Origin of the sequence: Pseudomonas sp. TH21 (assembly GCF_016651025.1) — a bacterium.
GTDB lineage: Bacteria > Pseudomonadota > Gammaproteobacteria > Pseudomonadales > Pseudomonadaceae > Aquipseudomonas > Aquipseudomonas aylmerensis.
Window position 1 is genome coordinate 1,645,504 of sequence record NZ_JAEKEQ010000001.1, and the last position, 16,966, is coordinate 1,662,469.

18 protein-coding genes are annotated in these 16,966 nt (G+C 60.3%); 8 read left to right on the forward strand and 10 right to left on the reverse strand.

Annotated elements, in window-relative coordinates; translation table 11 throughout:
- The first annotated feature begins 43 nt into the window (after positions 1 to 43).
- Positions 44 to 250 carry a hypothetical protein gene (locus JFU04_RS07350; protein WP_065901909.1) on the forward strand — a complete coding sequence of 69 codons (207 nt, stop codon included), beginning with the start codon at positions 44 to 46 and terminating at the stop codon, positions 248 to 250.
- 38 nt (positions 251 to 288) lie between these two features.
- Here JFU04_RS07350 and JFU04_RS07355 read toward each other — a convergent pair whose 3' ends face one another.
- Complete coding sequence (locus JFU04_RS07355) at positions 289 to 1,476, reverse strand: MFS transporter (protein ID WP_106804803.1); 1,188 nt, start codon at positions 1,474 to 1,476, stop codon at positions 289 to 291.
- Between the two features lie 493 nt (positions 1,477 to 1,969).
- Between JFU04_RS07355 and mqo the strand changes: the two genes are divergently transcribed.
- Positions 1,970 to 3,616 (forward strand): malate dehydrogenase (quinone), encoded by a 1,647-nt coding sequence (mqo, locus tag JFU04_RS07360; protein ID WP_201143752.1) that lies wholly within the window; start codon positions 1,970 to 1,972, stop codon positions 3,614 to 3,616.
- A 70-nt stretch (positions 3,617 to 3,686) separates the two neighbouring features.
- Here the strand turns inward: mqo and JFU04_RS07365 are convergent, their stop codons facing one another.
- A complete protein-coding gene (locus tag JFU04_RS07365) occupies positions 3,687 to 4,523 on the reverse strand; it encodes a LysR substrate-binding domain-containing protein (protein ID WP_201143753.1) in 837 nt (278 codons plus the stop codon).
- A 98-nt stretch (positions 4,524 to 4,621) separates the two neighbouring features.
- On the opposite strand from JFU04_RS07365, the gene JFU04_RS07370 reads away from it, so the two are divergent.
- Positions 4,622 to 5,521, forward strand: a complete 900-nt coding sequence (locus tag JFU04_RS07370; RefSeq protein ID WP_201143754.1) for a DMT family transporter — start codon at positions 4,622 to 4,624, stop codon at positions 5,519 to 5,521.
- Positions 5,522 to 5,652: 131 nt separating this feature from the next.
- Positions 5,653 to 5,982 (forward strand): YXWGXW repeat-containing protein, encoded by a 330-nt coding sequence (locus tag JFU04_RS07375; protein WP_157955096.1) that lies wholly within the window; start codon positions 5,653 to 5,655, stop codon positions 5,980 to 5,982.
- Positions 5,983 to 6,037: 55 nt separating this feature from the next.
- On the opposite strand, the gene JFU04_RS07380 is transcribed toward JFU04_RS07375, so the two are convergent.
- The 3 genes from JFU04_RS07380 to JFU04_RS07390 all read right to left on the reverse strand — a co-directional run bounded on the left by JFU04_RS07380 (position 6,038) and on the right by JFU04_RS07390 (position 7,133).
- Entirely contained in the window at positions 6,038 to 6,412 is a 375-nt protein-coding gene (locus tag JFU04_RS07380; protein ID WP_065901897.1) for a hypothetical protein, read from the reverse strand.
- Positions 6,413 to 6,483: 71 nt separating this feature from the next.
- A complete protein-coding gene (locus tag JFU04_RS07385; RefSeq protein WP_065901895.1) occupies positions 6,484 to 6,879 on the reverse strand; it encodes a PIN domain-containing protein in 396 nt (131 codons plus the stop codon).
- Entirely contained in the window at positions 6,876 to 7,133 is a 258-nt protein-coding gene (locus JFU04_RS07390; protein ID WP_065901893.1) for an AbrB/MazE/SpoVT family DNA-binding domain-containing protein, read from the reverse strand. Before JFU04_RS07390 ends, JFU04_RS07385 begins: the two co-directional genes overlap by 4 nt.
- A 145-nt stretch (positions 7,134 to 7,278) precedes the next feature.
- Between JFU04_RS07390 and JFU04_RS07395 the strand changes: the two genes are divergently transcribed.
- The gene (locus JFU04_RS07395; protein ID WP_201143755.1) at positions 7,279 to 7,671 is read left to right on the forward strand and encodes a RidA family protein; all 393 of its coding nucleotides are present in this window, start codon (positions 7,279 to 7,281) and stop codon (positions 7,669 to 7,671) included.
- A 1-nt stretch (position 7,672) separates the two neighbouring features.
- Here JFU04_RS07395 and ppnN read toward each other — a convergent pair whose 3' ends face one another.
- Complete coding sequence (ppnN, locus tag JFU04_RS07400; protein ID WP_065901886.1) at positions 7,673 to 9,046, reverse strand: nucleotide 5'-monophosphate nucleosidase PpnN; 1,374 nt, start codon at positions 9,044 to 9,046, stop codon at positions 7,673 to 7,675.
- Positions 9,047 to 9,197: 151 nt separating this feature from the next.
- The gene (locus JFU04_RS07405; protein ID WP_065901884.1) at positions 9,198 to 10,022 is read right to left on the reverse strand and encodes an aspartyl/asparaginyl beta-hydroxylase domain-containing protein; all 825 of its coding nucleotides are present in this window, start codon (positions 10,020 to 10,022) and stop codon (positions 9,198 to 9,200) included.
- A 310-nt stretch (positions 10,023 to 10,332) separates the two neighbouring features.
- Here JFU04_RS07405 and fabV point away from each other — a divergent pair, with 310 nt between their 5' ends.
- Positions 10,333 to 11,526: an enoyl-ACP reductase FabV gene (fabV, locus tag JFU04_RS07410; RefSeq protein WP_120447914.1), complete on the forward strand. Its 1,194-nt coding sequence runs from the start codon at positions 10,333 to 10,335 to the stop codon at positions 11,524 to 11,526.
- Positions 11,527 to 11,579: 53 nt separating this feature from the next.
- Here the strand turns inward: fabV and JFU04_RS07415 are convergent, their stop codons facing one another.
- Positions 11,580 to 12,812, reverse strand: coding sequence for an anthrax toxin-like adenylyl cyclase domain-containing protein (locus tag JFU04_RS07415; RefSeq protein WP_201143756.1), 1,233 nt, complete (start codon positions 12,810 to 12,812; stop codon positions 11,580 to 11,582).
- 303 nt (positions 12,813 to 13,115) lie between these two features.
- Here JFU04_RS07415 and JFU04_RS07420 point away from each other — a divergent pair, with 303 nt between their 5' ends.
- Entirely contained in the window at positions 13,116 to 13,739 is a 624-nt protein-coding gene (locus JFU04_RS07420) for an HAD family hydrolase (RefSeq protein ID WP_201143757.1), read from the forward strand.
- On the opposite strand, the gene JFU04_RS07425 is transcribed toward JFU04_RS07420, so the two are convergent.
- Positions 13,736 to 14,641, reverse strand: a complete 906-nt coding sequence (locus JFU04_RS07425; protein WP_201143758.1) for a LysR family transcriptional regulator — start codon at positions 14,639 to 14,641, stop codon at positions 13,736 to 13,738. The genes JFU04_RS07420 and JFU04_RS07425 overlap by 4 nt on opposite strands.
- 103 nt (positions 14,642 to 14,744) lie before the next feature.
- Between JFU04_RS07425 and JFU04_RS07430 the strand changes: the two genes are divergently transcribed.
- On the forward strand, positions 14,745 to 15,914 hold the full coding sequence (locus JFU04_RS07430; protein ID WP_201143759.1) for an aspartate aminotransferase family protein: 1,170 nt from the start codon (positions 14,745 to 14,747) through the stop codon (positions 15,912 to 15,914).
- Between the two features lie 39 nt (positions 15,915 to 15,953).
- Here JFU04_RS07430 and punR read toward each other — a convergent pair whose 3' ends face one another.
- Positions 15,954 to 16,868: a DNA-binding transcriptional activator PunR gene (punR, locus tag JFU04_RS07435; RefSeq protein ID WP_065901871.1), complete on the reverse strand. Its 915-nt coding sequence runs from the start codon at positions 16,866 to 16,868 to the stop codon at positions 15,954 to 15,956.
- Positions 16,869 to 16,966: the final 98 nt, after the last annotated feature.

Here is a 16,966-nt window from a genome sequence, read left to right on the forward strand (position 1 = left end):
CACGACCGATTCGTTCACGCTTGAGCCGCCAGGGATCTGAAAAATGCGCTTGAACCTTATAAAAACCATGCTTATTGCCGGTGTTGTGCTGCTCAGTGGTTGCGCGGGCGTCAGCACCAGTACATGCCTTTCCGAAGGCTGTCAGTCGTTCGATGGCCATGGCGCCGCAAATGCGACCAAGGTGAACGTTGGCGGGAGCGGGTTGGGCAGTAGTTTCAGCCAGTACAGCTCAGGCTTGCTGCACGATTAAACCCGTGATCGGGGCAGAGTTACCTGCCCCTTTTTCGTTCAATGACCGCCCTGCATCCGTCGCGCGATCAGGTAAACGCCCAGCCCGACCAGCGCCGTGGCCGCGCCGATATAACCGGTGCTGGTCCATCCCAGCCCCGCTGTAATCGCCATGCCGCCAAACCACGGGCCCAGCGCGTTGGCCAGGTTGAACGCAGCATGGTTGGACGCAGCCGCCAGGCTCGGTGCTTCGTGCGCGATGTCCATCAGGCGGATTTGCAGCGGTGCGGCCAGTGACACCATGGTGCCGACCAGGCCGATGCCCAGCAGCACGCCCCAGAGCGACCCGGCGGCGAATGGGAAGAACAGCAGCACCGCCATCGACCACACCAGAATCAAACCCACCGCCCGAAATTGCAGGCGATCAAACAGCTTGCCGCCGGCAATGTTGCCGATAATCCCGCCGACGCCAAAGGCGGCCAGCCCGAACGGAATCCATTGCGGTGACACCTTGGTGACTTCAAGCATCGTCGGCGCCAGGTAGCTGAACACGCAGAACATCCCGGCAAAGCCGATGGCGCCAATGGCCAGGGCCATCCACACCTGGGGTTTGGTGAAGGCCCGCAGTTCCTTGCGCGGGTCGCTGCGCGGTTCATCGCGGCGATCGGGGACGTAGCGCCAGACCAGCGCAATCGTGCACACGGCGATGGCACTGACCAGTGCAAATGCCGAACGCCAGCCCAGATACTGGCCGAGGAAGGTGGCAATCGGGTTGCCCAGCAGCATCGCCAGGGTCAGCCCCATCATTACCCGTGCGACGGCGCCGGCGCGTTTGTCGGTGGGCACCATGCTGGAGGCGACAACGGCAGCGATGCCAAAGTAGGCACCATGGGGCAGGCCACTGATAAAGCGGAAAGCCACCAGTGAACCAAAGGTCGGGGTGAACGCCGTGGCCAGGTTGCCCAAGGCATACAGCCCCATCAACAGCAGCAACATATGTTTGCGCAGCAGTTTGGCGCCGAGGATTGCCAGCAGTGGCGCGCCGACCATCACGCCTAGAGCATAGGCACTGATGGCGTGGCCGACCTGGGGTTCGCTGAGGTTGAGGTTGTGGGCAATGTCGGGCATCAGGCCCATGATGGCGAATTCGCCGGTACCGATAGCGAAAGCGCCCACGGCCATGGCCGCTTCCATTTTGGCGGCACTGCGCGCGGGCAGCACGTGCCCGGGAGTTTGGTGGATAGACATGGATCGCTCTGTTTGGATGAATGGCACGAAGGAGAGCCGCCGATGCTACGCAAGCAGCGACGAAGGTGTCTAGAACAGCCTTTTTCGGCAGAGTTCCATCGCCCTGGCCACCCTGTGACCCCACGTCGCGCCCATCGGGCTTGACAGTAAAGCGTTAAAACCCGCGTTTTAGAGCTGTCAATTGGCCAAACAGCGCATAACCGCTGTTTGGCGTGATATTCTGCGCGCCGTCTTGGTCTAGTCTTTCTCCGGTGCGTACACCCGTATACGTCCCGGTGATTGGCTGTCGCCCAGGTAGCTGAAGCCAATAATGATAAGAAGTCAGCGCAGAAGGGACATAAAAGTGAGGTCGACACGTCGGCCTTGTGTGCCCACCCTGCGGTCCCCGAATGAATGTGCACACCCCGCGATGCGTTGCCTGGCGCAGCGTGATTGAGGGGTGCCCATGATCCGGGTCGGCAGGGCGGATGGCGTTTTATCATAGGTGCTACTGATGTTTAAAAAAGTAAACACTGCCCTGCTGGGGCTGGCTTTGTCGCTGGGGATAACGTCCGTTCACGCGGAAGAGGCAAAGAAAGTCGATGTGCTGCTGATCGGCGGCGGCATCATGAGTGCGACCCTGGGTGTATGGCTCAATGAGCTGCAGCCGGACTGGTCGATGGAAATGGTCGAGCGCCTCGACGGCGTGGCCGAAGAAAGCTCCAACGGCTGGAACAACGCCGGTACCGGTCACTCGGCCCTGGCTGAGCTGAACTACACCCCCGAAGACAAGAACGGCAACGTTGAGATCCCTAAAGCGGTCGAAATCAACGAAGCGTTCCAGATCTCCCGTCAGTTCTGGTCCTGGCAGGTCCAGCAGGGCGTGCTGAAGAACCCGCGTTCGTTCATCAACTCCACGCCGCACATGAGCTTTGTGTGGGGCGATGACAACATCAAGTTCCTCAAGAAGCGTTACGAAGCACTGAAAGCCAGCCCGCTGTTCGCCGGCATGCAGTACTCCGAAGACCCGGCGCAGATCGCCAAGTGGGTTCCGCTGATGATGGAAGGGCGTGACCCGAACCAGAAAATCGCGGCCACCTGGACCCCGATCGGTACCGACGTGAACTTCGGCGAGATCACCCGCCAGTTCGTCGCTCACCTGCAAACCACGCCGAAGTTTGATCTGAAACTGTCGAGCGAAGTGCAGGACATCACCAAGAACGCCGACGGTTCGTGGCGCGTCAGCTACAAAAACCTGAAAGACGGCACCAAGACTGAAACCGACGCCAAGTTCGTGTTCATCGGCGCTGGCGGCGGTGCCTTGCACCTGCTTCAGAAGTCGGGCATCCCGGAAGCCAAGGAATACGCCGGCTTCCCAGTGGGTGGTTCGTTCCTGGTGACTGATAACCCAGCCATCGCCGAGCAGCACCTGGCCAAGGCCTACGGCAAGGCTTCGGTTGGCGCGCCACCGATGTCGGTTCCGCACCTGGACACCCGCGTGCTTGATGGCAAGCGTGTAATCCTGTTTGGCCCATTCGCGACCTTCTCGACCAAGTTCCTGAAAGAAGGCTCGTACCTGGACCTGCTGACCAGCACCACCACCCACAACATCTGGCCAATGACCAAAGTCGGTATTCGCGAATACCCACTGGTCGAGTACCTTGCCGGCCAACTGATGCTGTCGGATGACGACCGCTACAACGCGCTGAAAGAGTACTTCCCGAACGCCAAGAAAGAAGACTGGCGCCTGTGGCAAGCCGGTCAGCGCGTGCAGATCATCAAGCGTGACGAAGAGCAGGGCGGCGTCCTGAAACTCGGTACCGAAGTGGTCAGCTCCGCCGACAACACCATCGCAGGCCTGTTGGGTGCTTCGCCAGGCGCGTCCACCGCGGCTCCGATCATGCTGACCGTGCTGCAGAAAGTGTTCAAGGACAAGGTCGCGACCCCTGAGTGGCAGGAAAAACTGCACCAGATCGTACCGAGCTACGGCACCAAGCTGAACGACAGTCCTGAGGCTGTTGCCAAGGAATGGGCGTACACCGCCGGTATCCTGCAACTGACCCCACCGCCTGCGATTCCGCAGCTCACCGCTCCAACGGCCACCGAGGCTGCCAAGCCTGCGGCTGAGCCGAGCAAGCCGGCTTCTGACCTGGCGCTGTAAGCCGAGTACCGAGCCTGTGTAAAAGCCCGCTGAACCGGTAACGGTCAGCGGGCTTTTTTGTGCGCAGTGTCTACACCTTGAAGTGCCTGACCTGCTCGTGCAGGTGCAACGCCAATGCATTGCCGGTATCGCTGAGGAGGTACAGGTGCTGCGCCGACAGCGGCGGCAGTTCCGTCATGTGTTTCAACCCTTCGCCCATGCGACTTTTTTCCATCAGGCCTACCGCCACGCCACTGCGCACACAGGCTTCAACCGCTGATGAGTTGGGGCTCTCCAGCAACACACGGTGGTAAACCCCGTGATCCTTCAACGCCTGCAAGGCCGCCGCGCGGTAGGGGCAGCCGGCGACAGGCACGGTGATCGGCAGTGCCGCATTCGACGCACAGCTAAAGCCCTCGGCCGCAACCCACAACGGTTTAACCGACCCCAGGCGTTCACCCTGTGCCAGCGGTTGTGCGCTCACGGTAATGGCCAGGTCCAGCTGGTTTGCCATGAATAAATTCAGCAATTCACCACTGGTACGTGCTTCTACTTCCAGTTCGAGCAGCGGGTTGTCGGCGATCAAGTCGGGCAGGAATTCCTGCATGAATGCCGGTGCGTAGGTGTCGGGAATGCCCAGGCGGATTTTGCCCTGCATGCGCTGGGGCATCAGCGTGATCAGCAGGCGGTCGTGGCTCTTGAGAAATTCGGTGGTTTCGCCGAGGAGTTTCAGGCCGTACAGCGTCAGTTCCACACCCTGGTTGCTGCGGCTGAACAGGCGTTGGCCGACTTGGTCTTCGAGTTTTTGAATCTGCGTGGTCACGGTCGACGCGCTGCGGTGCACATGTTCGGCCGCCTCGTTGAAGCGCCGAAAGCGCGCCACGGCGTGGAAGGTGCGTAACAAGTCGATATTCAATTGTCTGGCCATGATTCCACTATTACGGATTGGTAGTGCGGGTTATTCAAATATACAGAATCATGCGTGGCCCTTAGCCTTTCAGTCAACGTGCACTGACCGGAGGCTTCATGACGCGATCAACCTTAAAGCGGCTGCTGTTGCAGGTGGCGTTCGTGCTGTCGTGGAGCTCAGGCTATATCGGCGCCAAATTGGGCACGCAGGGTAGTGGTGCGTTCAACTTGCTGTTCTGGCGTTTCCTGTTGGTCTCGGTGTGCCTGGGACTGTTCCTCAATGTGAGGTTACTGCGGATCTCGTGGGCACAGGTTCGCCATTACGCCGTGATCGGGTTTCTCTCGCAGTTCCTGTATCTGAGTTGTCTCTATGTCGCGATTCAGAATGGCTTGCCGCCCGGCATCGCGGCGATCATCGCCGCGTTGCAGCCGTTGATGACGGCGGCATTGTCGACCGGCAGCGCTACCGAGCGCAGTGGGGGCTGGCAGTGGATCGGCCTGATGATCAGCTTCGCTGGCGTTTCCATTGTGATAGCTGGGCAGCATGGCAGTGATGCGGGCAGCGTCGGCTGGGTCATGTACGTGTTGCCACTCGCCGCGGCACTGGGGCTGACGCTGGCGACCCTGTATGAGCGCCGCACGGTGCAAAAAACCGACGCTGGGTTGGTGTTGCCGCTGTTCATCCAGTCGCTGCTGACCTTGATCGGCTTTACCGGCGCCGTGCTCTACACCGACACGCTGAGTATTCCCCACGACCCTGACGTGTTGATCTCAATCGTCTGGCTCACCGTGTTCTCGACCTTCGTCGCCTATTTGAGCCTGTGGATGCTGCTGCGCGTGATGACCGCGACCCACGTGGCCGCGCTGGTCTATCTGGAGCCACCGGTCACCCTGGTGTGGGCGGCACTGATGTTTGGCGACGTGATCCATGCGCCGACCTACGCCGGCATTGCTGTGGTCGCCGCCGGGCTGCTTTTGGTGCGCCTGAAACGACCGACCGTCGCGTGCAGCACTTGAGGGCTGTGGGTTCAGCAAGCTGACAGACATCTCCTGTTAAAAAGTACCCAGGGCCAAGCAGGAGCGTGGCTGCAACAAGGGGGCATTTTTCAGCGATGCAGGTACTGGGCGCCAGCGCCCGAGGATTGTTTATGTGGCTACGTTATGCGGCACTGGCGGCCATGGTCGTCGCGGCATCCGGGTGTGTGCAAGAACGCGTTGTGCATGAGCGCAGGCCGGTGCAACGTGAGTATGTCGAAGTCGTCGCGCCGCAACCGCCGCCGGTGCAGGTGATTGAAGTCGAGCCGCCGGTTCGCTACGGCTATATCTGGTCACGCGGTTACTGGCGTTGGGAAGGCGGGCGCTACGTCGCGGTGCACGGCCACTGGGAGCCGGTGCGCGAAGGTTATCGCTATGTGCATCCGCATTGGGTGCAGCGCAATGATGGGTATCACTGGCAGGCGGGTGGTTGGGTTCGCTGACCCCGGCTGAATCGGTAGCGTTTTTGCAGGCGCAAGCTTGCGCCTGCAAAAAACCTTAAATCGGCTTCTGGGTACCCAGCAGCCGAACTTCCCGCAACAGCGCCGCGCCCAATTGATCGGTGCCCAACTCCCTATAACCCACCGCCTTGACCTCGCCATTCTCCTCTGCCTGGATGAGGATCACCGGGGTTTCCTTGCCGGTGGCTTCGTCCACATGCATGGCGTACTGGGGAATATCCAGCTTGATCGGTGTACCCGCCGCCTGGCCTTTCACGTTGATCAGGAAGGCGGCGCAACCGGTATCGACATCCATGCTGGTGGCGGAGCGGCCGCTGACAAAGCAGCTCTTCGGCAGGTCGGGCCAGGTGATGGTGTCGGCCAGGACGGGGGTCGGGGCGATGGCCAGGGCGGCGAGTAGAAACGTGCGCACGTCGGTCTTTCTCTCGATCAAGGTTAGAAACGGTTTTTACCAAAGCCCGCTCGCTGTCGCAACGCTGTGGTTCAGCCCAGGCGTTTCATGCCCGTTGTCTTGATCGCGTTGAGGTCGAAGGTGGCCGTGTACTTGCAACCGGCGGCATGGGCGCAGCGTTCGATCAGGCAGTCTGCGAAGTCGGCCTTGTTCGCCACAAACTTGCGCAGTGCCTGCCAGATGATCTCCCCATGCTCCACGGTCAATTCGCGGGTGCGTAGCAGGGTTTCCAGTACCGTCACCACATCGCTCTTGGCCGACTGGTAGCAGCTTTGCAGTACCCACACCAATTCCACGATCGATACCATACTGACGAAGCCGGGCGAGGCGGTGGTCAGCGATTCGATCAGCTCGGATGCCTTGGCGGATTGAACCGGATCATCCTGGGTGACGTAGCGCACCAGCACATTGGTATCCAGTCCGATCATCCGGCTTTTGCCCCCTGTGCTGCGATGGCCTGGTTCATCTCCTCGATGGAAACGGCCTTGGCAGGTTTGCGTATCAAGCCCTTGAGGTCCTGAACCCTGTGGCTCGCGGCAATGATGGAAAACTGCCCGTTTTCCATTTCAACAAACTCGACCCGGTCGCCTGTTTCCAGGCCAAGGGCTGTCCTGACTTGGACAGGAATGGTGATTTGACCTTTCGAGGTCAGTGTGGCGGTCGCCATAGTGAAGATCTCCATCGTTATATTCCTTACCTTAGGGTAAGGAGTGACAGAGGACAATATCCGTTGGTCCATAGGTCGCTCATCTGGTGTGGGTTAGTCGGAACAGGTAAAACACTAGTCCGAACTGTTCCCGCCCACAGGGTTTAAAGAGATACAAACCATGACCGACCGCTTTCTCATCATTCCCCCTTCCATGCACCCCATCGTCGAGCGCGCCGGCTACGTGCCGGCGGTCAAGGTCGGCAAGACGTTGTACTGCGCAGGCCAGGTCGGGCGGACGGCTGCATTGGCGGTGATCGAGGACCCCGAGGCGCAGTTCGTCGCGGCCTGGGAGAATCTGCGGGAGGTTCTGGAGGAGGGCGGCTGCACCTTCGACGACGTGGTGGACATGACCACCTACCACGTCAACATGAGCCAGCACATGGCGGTTTTTCGCGACGTGAAAAACCGTCTGTTCCCACGCGGGCATTGCGCCTGGACCACGATCGGAGTGTCGGAACTGGCACACCCCGGTCTGCTGGTGGAAATCAAATGTGTGGCGGTACAGCGCTAACTCATTGCACCACGCGGTAGCACGGTACGTACGCCGCGCCGCCCGGTAGCTTCATGCGGTGCTGGGCGACGAAAGCCTGCAACAGCTCGTCCAGCGGTTTCATGATGGCCGGGTCGCCGTGGATCTCATACGGACCATGCTGCTCGATCAGGCGGATGCCCTTGTCCTTGACGTTGCCTGCCACGATCCCCGAGAACGCGCGGCGCAAGTTGGCGGCGAGTTCGTGGGGCGGCAGCGCGTGGCTCAGTTGCAGGCTGGCCATGTTGGCGTGGGTCGGGTCGAACGGGCGCTGGAAACCTTCGTCGATTTTCAGCAGCCAGTTGAAATGGAACGCGTCATTGCGCTCGCGACGGAACTGTTTCACCGCCTTGAGACCCGCGGTCATCTGCCGCGCCACTTCGGCCGGGTCGTCGATGATGATCTGGTAGTGCGCCTGTGCGGCCTCGCCCAATGTAGCGCCGACGAAGGCATGCAGTTGTTGCAGGTACGGCGCGGCGTGCTTCGGCCCGGTGAGGATGACCGGGAACGGCAGGTCGCGGTTGTCCGGGTGCATGAGGATGCCCAGCAGGTACAGGAATTCTTCGGCCGTGCCGGCACCGCCCGGGAAGATGATGATGCCGTGGCCGACACGCACGAAAGCTTCCAGGCGCTTCTCGATGTCCGGCAGGATCACCAGTTCATTGACGATCGGGTTCGGCGCTTCGGCGGCGATGATGCCCGGCTCGGTCAGGCCCAGGTAGCGGCCGCCGGTAATTCGTTGTTTGGCGTGGGAAATGGTCGCGCCTTTCATCGGACCTTTCATCACGCCAGGGCCGCAACCGGTGCACACGTCCAGACTGCGCAGGCCGAGTTCGTGGCCGACTTTCTTGGTGTATTTGTATTCTTCGGTATTGATCGAGTGCCCGCCCCAGCACACCACGATTTTCGGCTCGACACCCGGGCGCAGCGTGCGCGCATTGCGCAGCAGGTGGAACACGTAGTCGGTGATGCCCTGGGAGTTGCTCAGGTCGATGCGCTGGCTGTCCAGCTCGTTCTCGGTGTAGACGATGTCGCGCAGGGCGCTGAACAGCATCTCGCGGGTACTGGCGATCATCTCGCCATCGACGAAAGCGTCGGCCGGTGCGTTCAGCAGCTCCAGGCGCACGCCGCGATCCTGCTGGTGGATGCGCACTTCAAAATCTTTGTAGGCGTCGAGGATGGTCTTGGCGTTGTCGATATGCGCGCCGGTGTTGAGGATCGCCAGGGCGCATTGGCGGAAGAGGGTGTAGATGCTGCCGGTACCGGCTTCGCTCAGTTGCTGGACTTCACGTTGCGACAGGGTTTCGAGGCTGCCCTTGGGGCTGACGGAGGCATTGATGACTTGACGTTGGGGCATTCTGATTCCTTGAAAGCACAGCCACCGCGCCCGATAGAACTGCGCGATGGCTTGAGAATGATGGGCGCCGAAAACGGTCGCACGAGACGATTATTTACCTCAGGCATGCCGCCGAGTGCAAACACCGTCCAGCACCATCATGCCGCAGAAGTTACTGAATCAGCTTCCAGTTTTTGTAGAAAACCCGACGCAGGGTAAAGACCAGCCCGGCAAACCCCGCGATCACGGCGTTCAATACTGAAGGCAGCGGAGTCGGCCGTACGATATCGATAAACAGGCAGTAGCGTTTTGCATCATTCTTGTTGAAGGACGCGTGCATCAACGTGTCATCGAAGATAAACAGCGGGTCGTCGTGCCAGTAGTGCTTGTGCTTGCCCACCTGGATGTAGACGCCGTCGTGATGGGGCGCCGGTGCCATGTTGTAGAGCACGCGAAACATCATGCGCAGCGGGCCGAAGTGGAAGGAGGTCGAACGGTTTTCGTTGAACACCGATACGCCGATAGTCTTCACGAACGGCAGCTTCTCCCGCAGTTGCGGAATGTTCAGCGTGGTTTCGATCGGCCGTCCGTACCATTGGAAAAACAGCATGCCGCGCTTCTTCTCGGCCATGCGTTCATCCAGGTAACCGATGATTTCATCCTTGTGAGCCATGGCATCACTGATCACCTGCTGCAGGTCTGCGCGCCAGGCGGGCGGCAGGTCGTCCATCGTATACACGTGACGGTTGCGCGAACTCAGCAGGTCGAACAGCGTGTTGAACGGCGCCAGCAGCCAGGTGTTACGACCGCTGCCGATAAAGTATTTCTTGATGGTGGGCGCGTCATACAAGCCATTGCGCAGGAAATCGTAAATGCCGCAGACCAGCACCAGGCCGAGAAACACCAGGGTGGTTTCGGGGAAGACCGCAATAATCAGCAATACGCCCAATACCCAGGCGATCGATACGGCCTTTTTATGCAACGCAGACTTGTTCATGACACTCAGCTCCAGCAGGACGCCATTCGACAGGTCCGGATCCGTGGCCGCGAGTGGTGGGGGTTTGAAACATATTGAAACAACTGCGTCATGATAAGGCGTTCAGTGCCGGAGAGGCGTTTTAAATCGTGCAAAATTGTGAAGGCTCTACACCGTTTTTAACCGTTGCCCCGCGTGAGTGGATTGGATTTTGTAAACGGAAGATTTGCGACTATCGTGACGCTTCGGTTTTTCAGGCGTCATAGACCGGTACGATTGAAGTTGAATGGCCACCATTGGCCTTCGGCACCTTGGAAGAGGCAGAAATTTTATGATCATCAAACCGCGGGTTCGTGGCTTTATCTGTGTGACCGCTCACCCTGTTGGCTGTGAGGCGAACGTCAAGGAACAGATCGACTACGTCACCCAACACGGCGCCATCGAAGGCGGCCCGAAGAAGGTGCTGGTCCTCGGCGCTTCCACCGGCTACGGCCTGGCCGCGCGCATCAGTGCTGCGTTTGGCTGCGGCGCCGACACCCTGGGCGTGTTTTTTGAAAAAGAAGGCGAAGAAGGCAAGCTCAGCTCTGCCGGCTGGTACAACAGCGCCGCATTCGAGAAGTTTGCCGTCGAAAAAGGCCTGTACGCCAAGAGCATCAATGGCGATGCGTTCTCCGACGAGATCAAGCGCCTGACCATCGAAACCATCAAGAAAGACCTGGGCAAGATCGACCTGGTCGTCTACAGCCTGGCGGCGCCACGTCGCACCGACCCGCAGGGCGTGGTGCACAACTCCACCCTCAAGCCGATCGGCAAGGCCGTGACCCTGCGCGGGATCAACACCGACAAGGGCGTTGTGGTCGACACCACGCTTGAGCCGGCGACCCAGGAAGAAATCGACGGCACCGTCAAAGTCATGGGTGGCGAAGACTGGCAGCTGTGGATCGACGCCCTGCGTGACGCCGACGTGCTGGCCGAAGGCGCCAAGACCACCGCGTTCACCTACCTTGGCGAGAAGCTGACCCAGGATATCTACTGGAACGGCTCCATCGGCGAAGCCAAGAAAGACCTCGACAAGAAAGTCCTGACCCTGCGCGACAACCTCGCCGCACTGAAGGGCGACGCCCGTGTATCGGTGCTCAAGGCCGTGGTCACCCAGGCCAGTTCCGCGATCCCGATCATGCCGCTGTACCTGTCGTTGCTGTTCAAGGTGATGAAAGAGCAGGGCACCCACGAAGGTTGCATCGAGCAGGTCTACGGCCTGTTCAAGGACAGCCTGTACGGCGCCGAGCCTAAGCTGGACGCCGACGGTCGCCTGCGCGCCGACCTGGCCGAGTTGGAGCCAAAGGTCCAGGACGCGGTAGCAGCCCTGTGGAACCAGGTTACCGACGACAATGTCAACGAGATCAGCGATTTTGCCGGCTACAAGGCTGAATTCCTGCGCTTGTTCGGCTTCGAGATCGATGGCGTGGACTACGACGCTGATGTAAACCCTACCGTGAAGATCAACGGCCTCATTAACGCGTAAGCGCAGTGAGTAGCAGCCTCGATCATCTGAATATCGAGGCTGCCGCCTGGCGCTCAGCTCCGGTCAAAGGCTCGCGCCAGGCGCGCCTGCGCTTGGATGAAGCCTGGGCGTTTGACACTGATCACTTCTTTTTCCCACAGCGGATTCAGGGGCACGTGATAGCCGCTGTCTTTTGCGGTCCTTACCAGTTCTGCCATTTCCTTGCTGTTATTGATCAGGCAGATTTCGTCGAATTGGCCCAACTTGGCCGGCAGAAAAAAAGTCGCCGGATAGTTGGTCGCCACATCTGCAGCGGGGCTGCCTGAATCCGCGTTGTGGTGGACCACTCGCTCTGCATCGCCCACCAGCTTTTGGTTGATGAGCTCGATCATGTGCTTGATGCGCGGCGTGGCGTTACCGAGGTCGGGATCTTCTTTGCTATAAAAGTGGCCTGCGCTGTCAAAATCCGCGCGCAACGCTTCTGGCACTTGATAGTCGTCTACATCGGCGTGGCGATGCTTGTAGCTGTTGATGCGGTCTGTGTAAACACTATGAGCGATATCGGGTACGGGGAGTCTGTCCTGGCGACCGTAGTCGCTGATATGGGGCGCGATCGTGTGCAGGTCATAGTCTGCCGTCAATGCCTTGCCCTCCGGACTTTTCGCCAGCACTTGCAAGGGCTTGCCCTCTTGGCTGATGACATAGCGCTCGTCTGAAGACGAAGCGCGCTTGCCTTCGAATACATACTGCTGCTGGCTGGGCCCCAGGGCCTTGAGGTGGATAGTGCCGTCGTCGTCGGGCAGCGTCAGCTCAGAGAGCTTGCCCAGGCCGAGCAATTCATCCAGGCGGGCGCGGGAGATCTCCAGTGGGACGCTTACTGCATGGCCATCGCGAATGCATGCCTGTATTTGCTCGTTGGCGCGTGCGACTTTCTCCGGCGCCAGTGTTGCAGACTTCTCGAGCTTGCTAAGTGCCTGGTCCGCGCAGATCAGACCCGCCTGCGGCCCCCAGTCAGCGCTTTTTCCTTTGATATGGAAGTCCTTGGTGGGGTGTCCTTCCCGTATCAATCCGGTGGCGACGGATTCCACCGGGCGGATACCAATGATGGTGTTGGTCTGTGTTGCGAGGCTTTGCAAGGGAATCAGGTGGTCCGACAGGATTCCGGTCCCGTCCTGGGCACGTGCTGCCGCCGCTTCCACTGAATTCAACGCCGATTGCGCGTGACTCTGCGGACTGGAAGGGCGGGGCTCCAAGGGCGCCTGATTGCGGCTGGACGCAGAGCGATGGGCGTTGATCACGTTTGTCATGGGGAGCTCCAACTCAGGTTTCAGCATACCGTTGGATAATCCTTTCCAGGCTGTGGCATTCCCTCCTTTGCACGTCGGACCCTAAACAGATCGGTTGGCCTGGGCTAAATAAAAAATATGACTACTTGTATGCCCTACACTCGCGCGAGGGAGTTCAAGGCGCGATTGCCGGGGATGCAGGCGCAGTTTATCTGTAGGTAAGCTGCGAAATTCCCAGAAGATTCCTACGTTTCTTTGTTCTCCTAGAAGCATGCCAGCATGCCAGACTGGTGTGCCTGTCACGCCACACTGAGGGGAGACCCCATGACCATTCGTGCAGTAGTTTTTGATTTCGGCGGTGTCTTGTTCGACTGGAACCCGCAGCACCTCTACCGCCAGCTGATTGCCGATGATCACGAGCGGCAACACTTTCTCGACACTGTCTGCACCCAGGCCTGGAACACCGAGCAGGACGCCGGCCGCAGCCTGGCAGAAGGCACTCGCCACCTGGTCGAGCAATACCCCGAACACGAACCCTTGATCCAGGCCTATTACGCCCGTTGGCACGAGATGCTGCGTGGCTCGTTGCCAGAAGGCGTGGCGATTCTCGAAGCGCTGCATGCCGCCGATATGCCGCTGTTCGGGCTCACCAACTGGTCCGCCGAGACCTTCCCTTATGCGCGGGCCAACTATCCGTTCCTGCAACGCCTGCGCGATATCGTGGTGTCGGGAGAGCTGAAGCTGATCAAGCCGGATGCGGCCATTTATCACGCGAGCCTCGCCCAGGTACGGGCGCATCTGCCGGATATCCAGCCCGGTGAAGTGGTGTTTATCGACGACGTTGCCGGCAATATCGACGCTGCGGTCGCCTTGGGCTGGCAGGGTATTCACCATGTGTCGTCCGAGCGCACAGCAGCGCGCCTGCGCGAATTGGGCGTGAGCTTCTAGCGCGCCCATTTTTCCATGGCGAAATCCACAAAGGCGCGCAGTTTGGGCAGGCGGTAGCGATCCTGTCTGTAAAGCAGGTGCATGGGGCGCGAGGGCAGTTGGTAGCCGGGTAACAGGGCCACCAGCTTGCCGCTCTCCAGGTCCGGTTGCACCAGCGCATCGGCCAGCATGATGATGCCCATGCCGTTGACGGCGGCCTGGCGCAAGCCTTGCGAGCTGTTGATGGTCAACGAGCCGGACACCGGCACCTCCACCTCGCCTTCCGCGCCGGTCATGCGCCAGAGTTTGTCGGTGTCTCGCCAGTTGTCGCTGGCTGGGTAGGCGAACGCCAGGCAGTCGTGCTGCTGCAGGTCTTCGGGTGTCTGCGGCGTGCCGCGACGCGCCAGGTACGCAGGTGATGCACACAGCGTGAGGGTGTAGGCCTGCAGGGGCCTGGCGATCAGGCTGGAAGTCTCCAGCTCGCCGAGGCGGATCGCCACGTCGAAGCCGCTGTCGACCAGGTCCATGCGCTCGTTGCTCAGCACCACGTACAGGTTGATCTGCGGGTAACGTTGGGCAAACTCGCTCAGGGCGGGCGTCAGGCGTTCGGTGCCGAACACCGGTGGCGCAGTGATGCGCAGGCTGCCTTTGGGGATTTCGCTGTGGGCCTGCTCCGCCAGTAGCTCGGAGTCGGCCACCAGGCCCAGCACCTCCAGGCAGCGCTGGTAATACTGGCCGCCAAATTCCGTGAGGCTTTGCTTGCGGGTGGTGCGCTTGAGCAGGCTGACGCCCAGCCGCTGCTCGAGGGCGCGCAGGTGATTGCCGACCATGGTAGTCGACATCCCGCATTCGTGCGCGGCGGCCGTCATGCTGCCGGTCTCCACCACTTTCACGTACACCGACATTGCCTGGAACAGATCCATTATCAAGCCCTGGTTTAAAGTTATTGCAGAGTTGCGCAGTTTATCCAGCTCAGATGGCTAACGATACTGCAGGCATCCCAACGATGCACTGGAGCCCGCCACCATGACTGCCGCCTGCCTGATGACCACCTACCAACCCATGGCCCTGAGTTTTACCCGCGGCCTGGGCACGCGCCTGTGGGACCAGCAGGGGCGCGAATATCTGGACGCGGTGGCGGGTGTGGCAGTGACCAATGTCGGGCATTCCCACCCCAGGTTGGTGGCGGCCATCAGCGAGCAGGCCGGTTTGCTCTTACACACGTCCAACCTCTACAGCATCGACTGGCAGCAACGCCTGGCCCAGCGCCTGACCCAGCTGTCAGGTCTGGATCGCGCGTTCTTCAACAACTCCGGCGCCGAAGCCAACGAGACGGCGCTGAAGCTGGCGCGGTTGCACGGGTGGAAAAAAGGCATTGAAGAGCCGCTGGTGGTGGTGATGGAGAACGCTTTTCACGGCCGTACGCTGGGGACCATGGCCGCGAGCGATGGTCCGTCGGTGCGCTTGGGTTTCCAGCGTTTACCGGGAGATTTCCTCAAGGTGGGCTTTGGGGACCTGGCGGCGCTGGAGGCCATCACCCGGACGTTTGGGGCGCGTATCGCGGCGGTCCTGCTCGAGCCGATCCAGGGCGAAAGTGGCGTAGTGCCGGCTCCCGCCGGCTACCTCCAAGCCCTGCGTGATCACTGCACACGCCATGGCTGGCTGATGATGCTCGACGAAATCCAGACCGGCATCGGCCGCACTGGTGCCTGGTTTGCGTTCCAGCATGAAGGCATCGTGCCCGATGTCATGACCCTGGCCAAAGGTCTCGGCAACGGAGTGCCCATCGGCGCCTGCCTGGCCCGCACCGCAGTGGCCCAGCTGTTTACCCCGGGCAGTCACGGCAGCACGTTTGGTGGCAATCCACTGGCCTGCCGGGTGGGCTGCACCGTGCTGGATATCATCGAAGAACAGGGGTTGTTGCAGAACGCTGCGCTTCAGGGCGAACGCTTGCTGGCGCGGTTGCGCGTGGAGTTGAGTGAACACCCGCAGGTGCTGGCGATTCGTGGGCAGGGCTTGATGATCGGGATCGAATTGGCGACCCCGTATCGCGACCTGTCGCAGCGGGCGGCCCAGGAGCATGGCCTGCTGATCAATGTCACGCGGGGCAAGGTCATTCGCCTGCTGCCGCCGCTGACGCTGGACGCCAAGGAGGTCGAGATGATCGTACGCGCCATTAGCCGCCTATTGGATTGAAACGAGATCCGCTTTTTTAGGAGCGGATCTTCATCATCCTCAGAGGTCGTTTCCGTTCAGCCACTCCTGGTTCATCGTTTCGGTATCTCCCAGGTATTCCAGCAACCAGGCCATGGCCGGGGACAGCTTGCCCTGTGCCCAGGCCACGCACGACGGGCTGGCCGGGAAGGGCCGCGACAGGTGCAGCGCCACCAATTCACCGCGTTCGATCCACGGCAGTACCTGATGCGCCGGTGCCATGCCGACGCAGAGGCCGTCGCGCAGGCAATCAATGGCGGAGGCCCAGTTGGGCACCACCAGGCGGCGTTGGTTATCCAGAGTCCAGGTGTCGCGCTTGGGCAGGTTGCGAGAAGTGTCGGTCATGCACAACGAGGCGAATGGGCGCAGTTGGTCGTCATTGAGCAACCCTTGCATGGCCGCCAATGGATGTTTCGCGCTGACCACACACAGCCAGTTCAACAAGCCCATGTCGCGAAAGGTGAAGTGGCTGGCCACCGGCACCGCGCTGGTGGCACCGATGACGATATCGGTGCGCTCATCCGCGAGGGCATCCCACACGCCGTTGTACACCTCGTATTCCAGCAGCAATTCCACTTCAGGAAATTGCCGGTAGAAGTCCAGCACCAGTTGCCGACAACGCTGGGGTTTGACGATGGAGTCCACGGCCACCTTCAGCTGGCCGCTCCAGCCATTGGCAACCTGCTGGCACAAACGCCGGGTGCCGAGCATTTTTTTCATCACGCCGCGAGCTTCGTCGATAAACAGGCGGCCGGCGGGGGTCAGCTCGACGTCACGGTGGCGCCGTACAAACAATGGAACCGCCAGCCACTCCTCAAGCTGACGCACCGTATAGCTGATGGCCGACGGCACGCGGTGCAGTTCCTGGGCAGCGGCGCTGAAGCTGCCGTGGCGCGCCACGGCATCGACCACATCCAGGGAATATTCGGACCACATGGCGGCTGCCTTCAAAAATATTGATAAGAGTGTCCAATTATTATCGCTTCACACAAAAACTGTCAGCTTCATAATGGGCGCCAGTCAGCAAATAGTTT

Coding starts and splice junctions, on each gene's coding strand:
- JFU04_RS07350 (WP_065901909.1), top strand. CDS start 44: ATGCGCTTGAACCTTATAAAAACCATGCTTATTGCCGGTGTTGTGCTG.
- JFU04_RS07355 (WP_106804803.1), bottom strand. CDS start 1,476: ATGTCTATCCACCAAACTCCCGGGCACGTGCTGCCCGCGCGCAGTGCC.
- mqo (WP_201143752.1), top strand. CDS start 1,970: ATGTTTAAAAAAGTAAACACTGCCCTGCTGGGGCTGGCTTTGTCGCTG.
- JFU04_RS07365 (WP_201143753.1), bottom strand. CDS start 4,523: ATGGCCAGACAATTGAATATCGACTTGTTACGCACCTTCCACGCCGTG.
- JFU04_RS07370 (WP_201143754.1), top strand. CDS start 4,622: ATGACGCGATCAACCTTAAAGCGGCTGCTGTTGCAGGTGGCGTTCGTG.
- JFU04_RS07375 (WP_157955096.1), top strand. CDS start 5,653: ATGTGGCTACGTTATGCGGCACTGGCGGCCATGGTCGTCGCGGCATCC.
- JFU04_RS07385 (WP_065901895.1), bottom strand. CDS start 6,879: ATGATCGGACTGGATACCAATGTGCTGGTGCGCTACGTCACCCAGGAT.
- JFU04_RS07390 (WP_065901893.1), bottom strand. CDS start 7,133: ATGGAGATCTTCACTATGGCGACCGCCACACTGACCTCGAAAGGTCAA.
- JFU04_RS07395 (WP_201143755.1), top strand. CDS start 7,279: ATGACCGACCGCTTTCTCATCATTCCCCCTTCCATGCACCCCATCGTC.
- ppnN (WP_065901886.1), bottom strand. CDS start 9,046: ATGCCCCAACGTCAAGTCATCAATGCCTCCGTCAGCCCCAAGGGCAGC.
- JFU04_RS07405 (WP_065901884.1), bottom strand. CDS start 10,022: ATGAACAAGTCTGCGTTGCATAAAAAGGCCGTATCGATCGCCTGGGTA.
- fabV (WP_120447914.1), top strand. CDS start 10,333: ATGATCATCAAACCGCGGGTTCGTGGCTTTATCTGTGTGACCGCTCAC.
- JFU04_RS07415 (WP_201143756.1), bottom strand. CDS start 12,812: ATGACAAACGTGATCAACGCCCATCGCTCTGCGTCCAGCCGCAATCAG.
- JFU04_RS07420 (WP_201143757.1), top strand. CDS start 13,116: ATGACCATTCGTGCAGTAGTTTTTGATTTCGGCGGTGTCTTGTTCGAC.
- JFU04_RS07425 (WP_201143758.1), bottom strand. CDS start 14,641: ATGGATCTGTTCCAGGCAATGTCGGTGTACGTGAAAGTGGTGGAGACC.
- JFU04_RS07430 (WP_201143759.1), top strand. CDS start 14,745: ATGACTGCCGCCTGCCTGATGACCACCTACCAACCCATGGCCCTGAGT.
- punR (WP_065901871.1), bottom strand. CDS start 16,868: ATGTGGTCCGAATATTCCCTGGATGTGGTCGATGCCGTGGCGCGCCAC.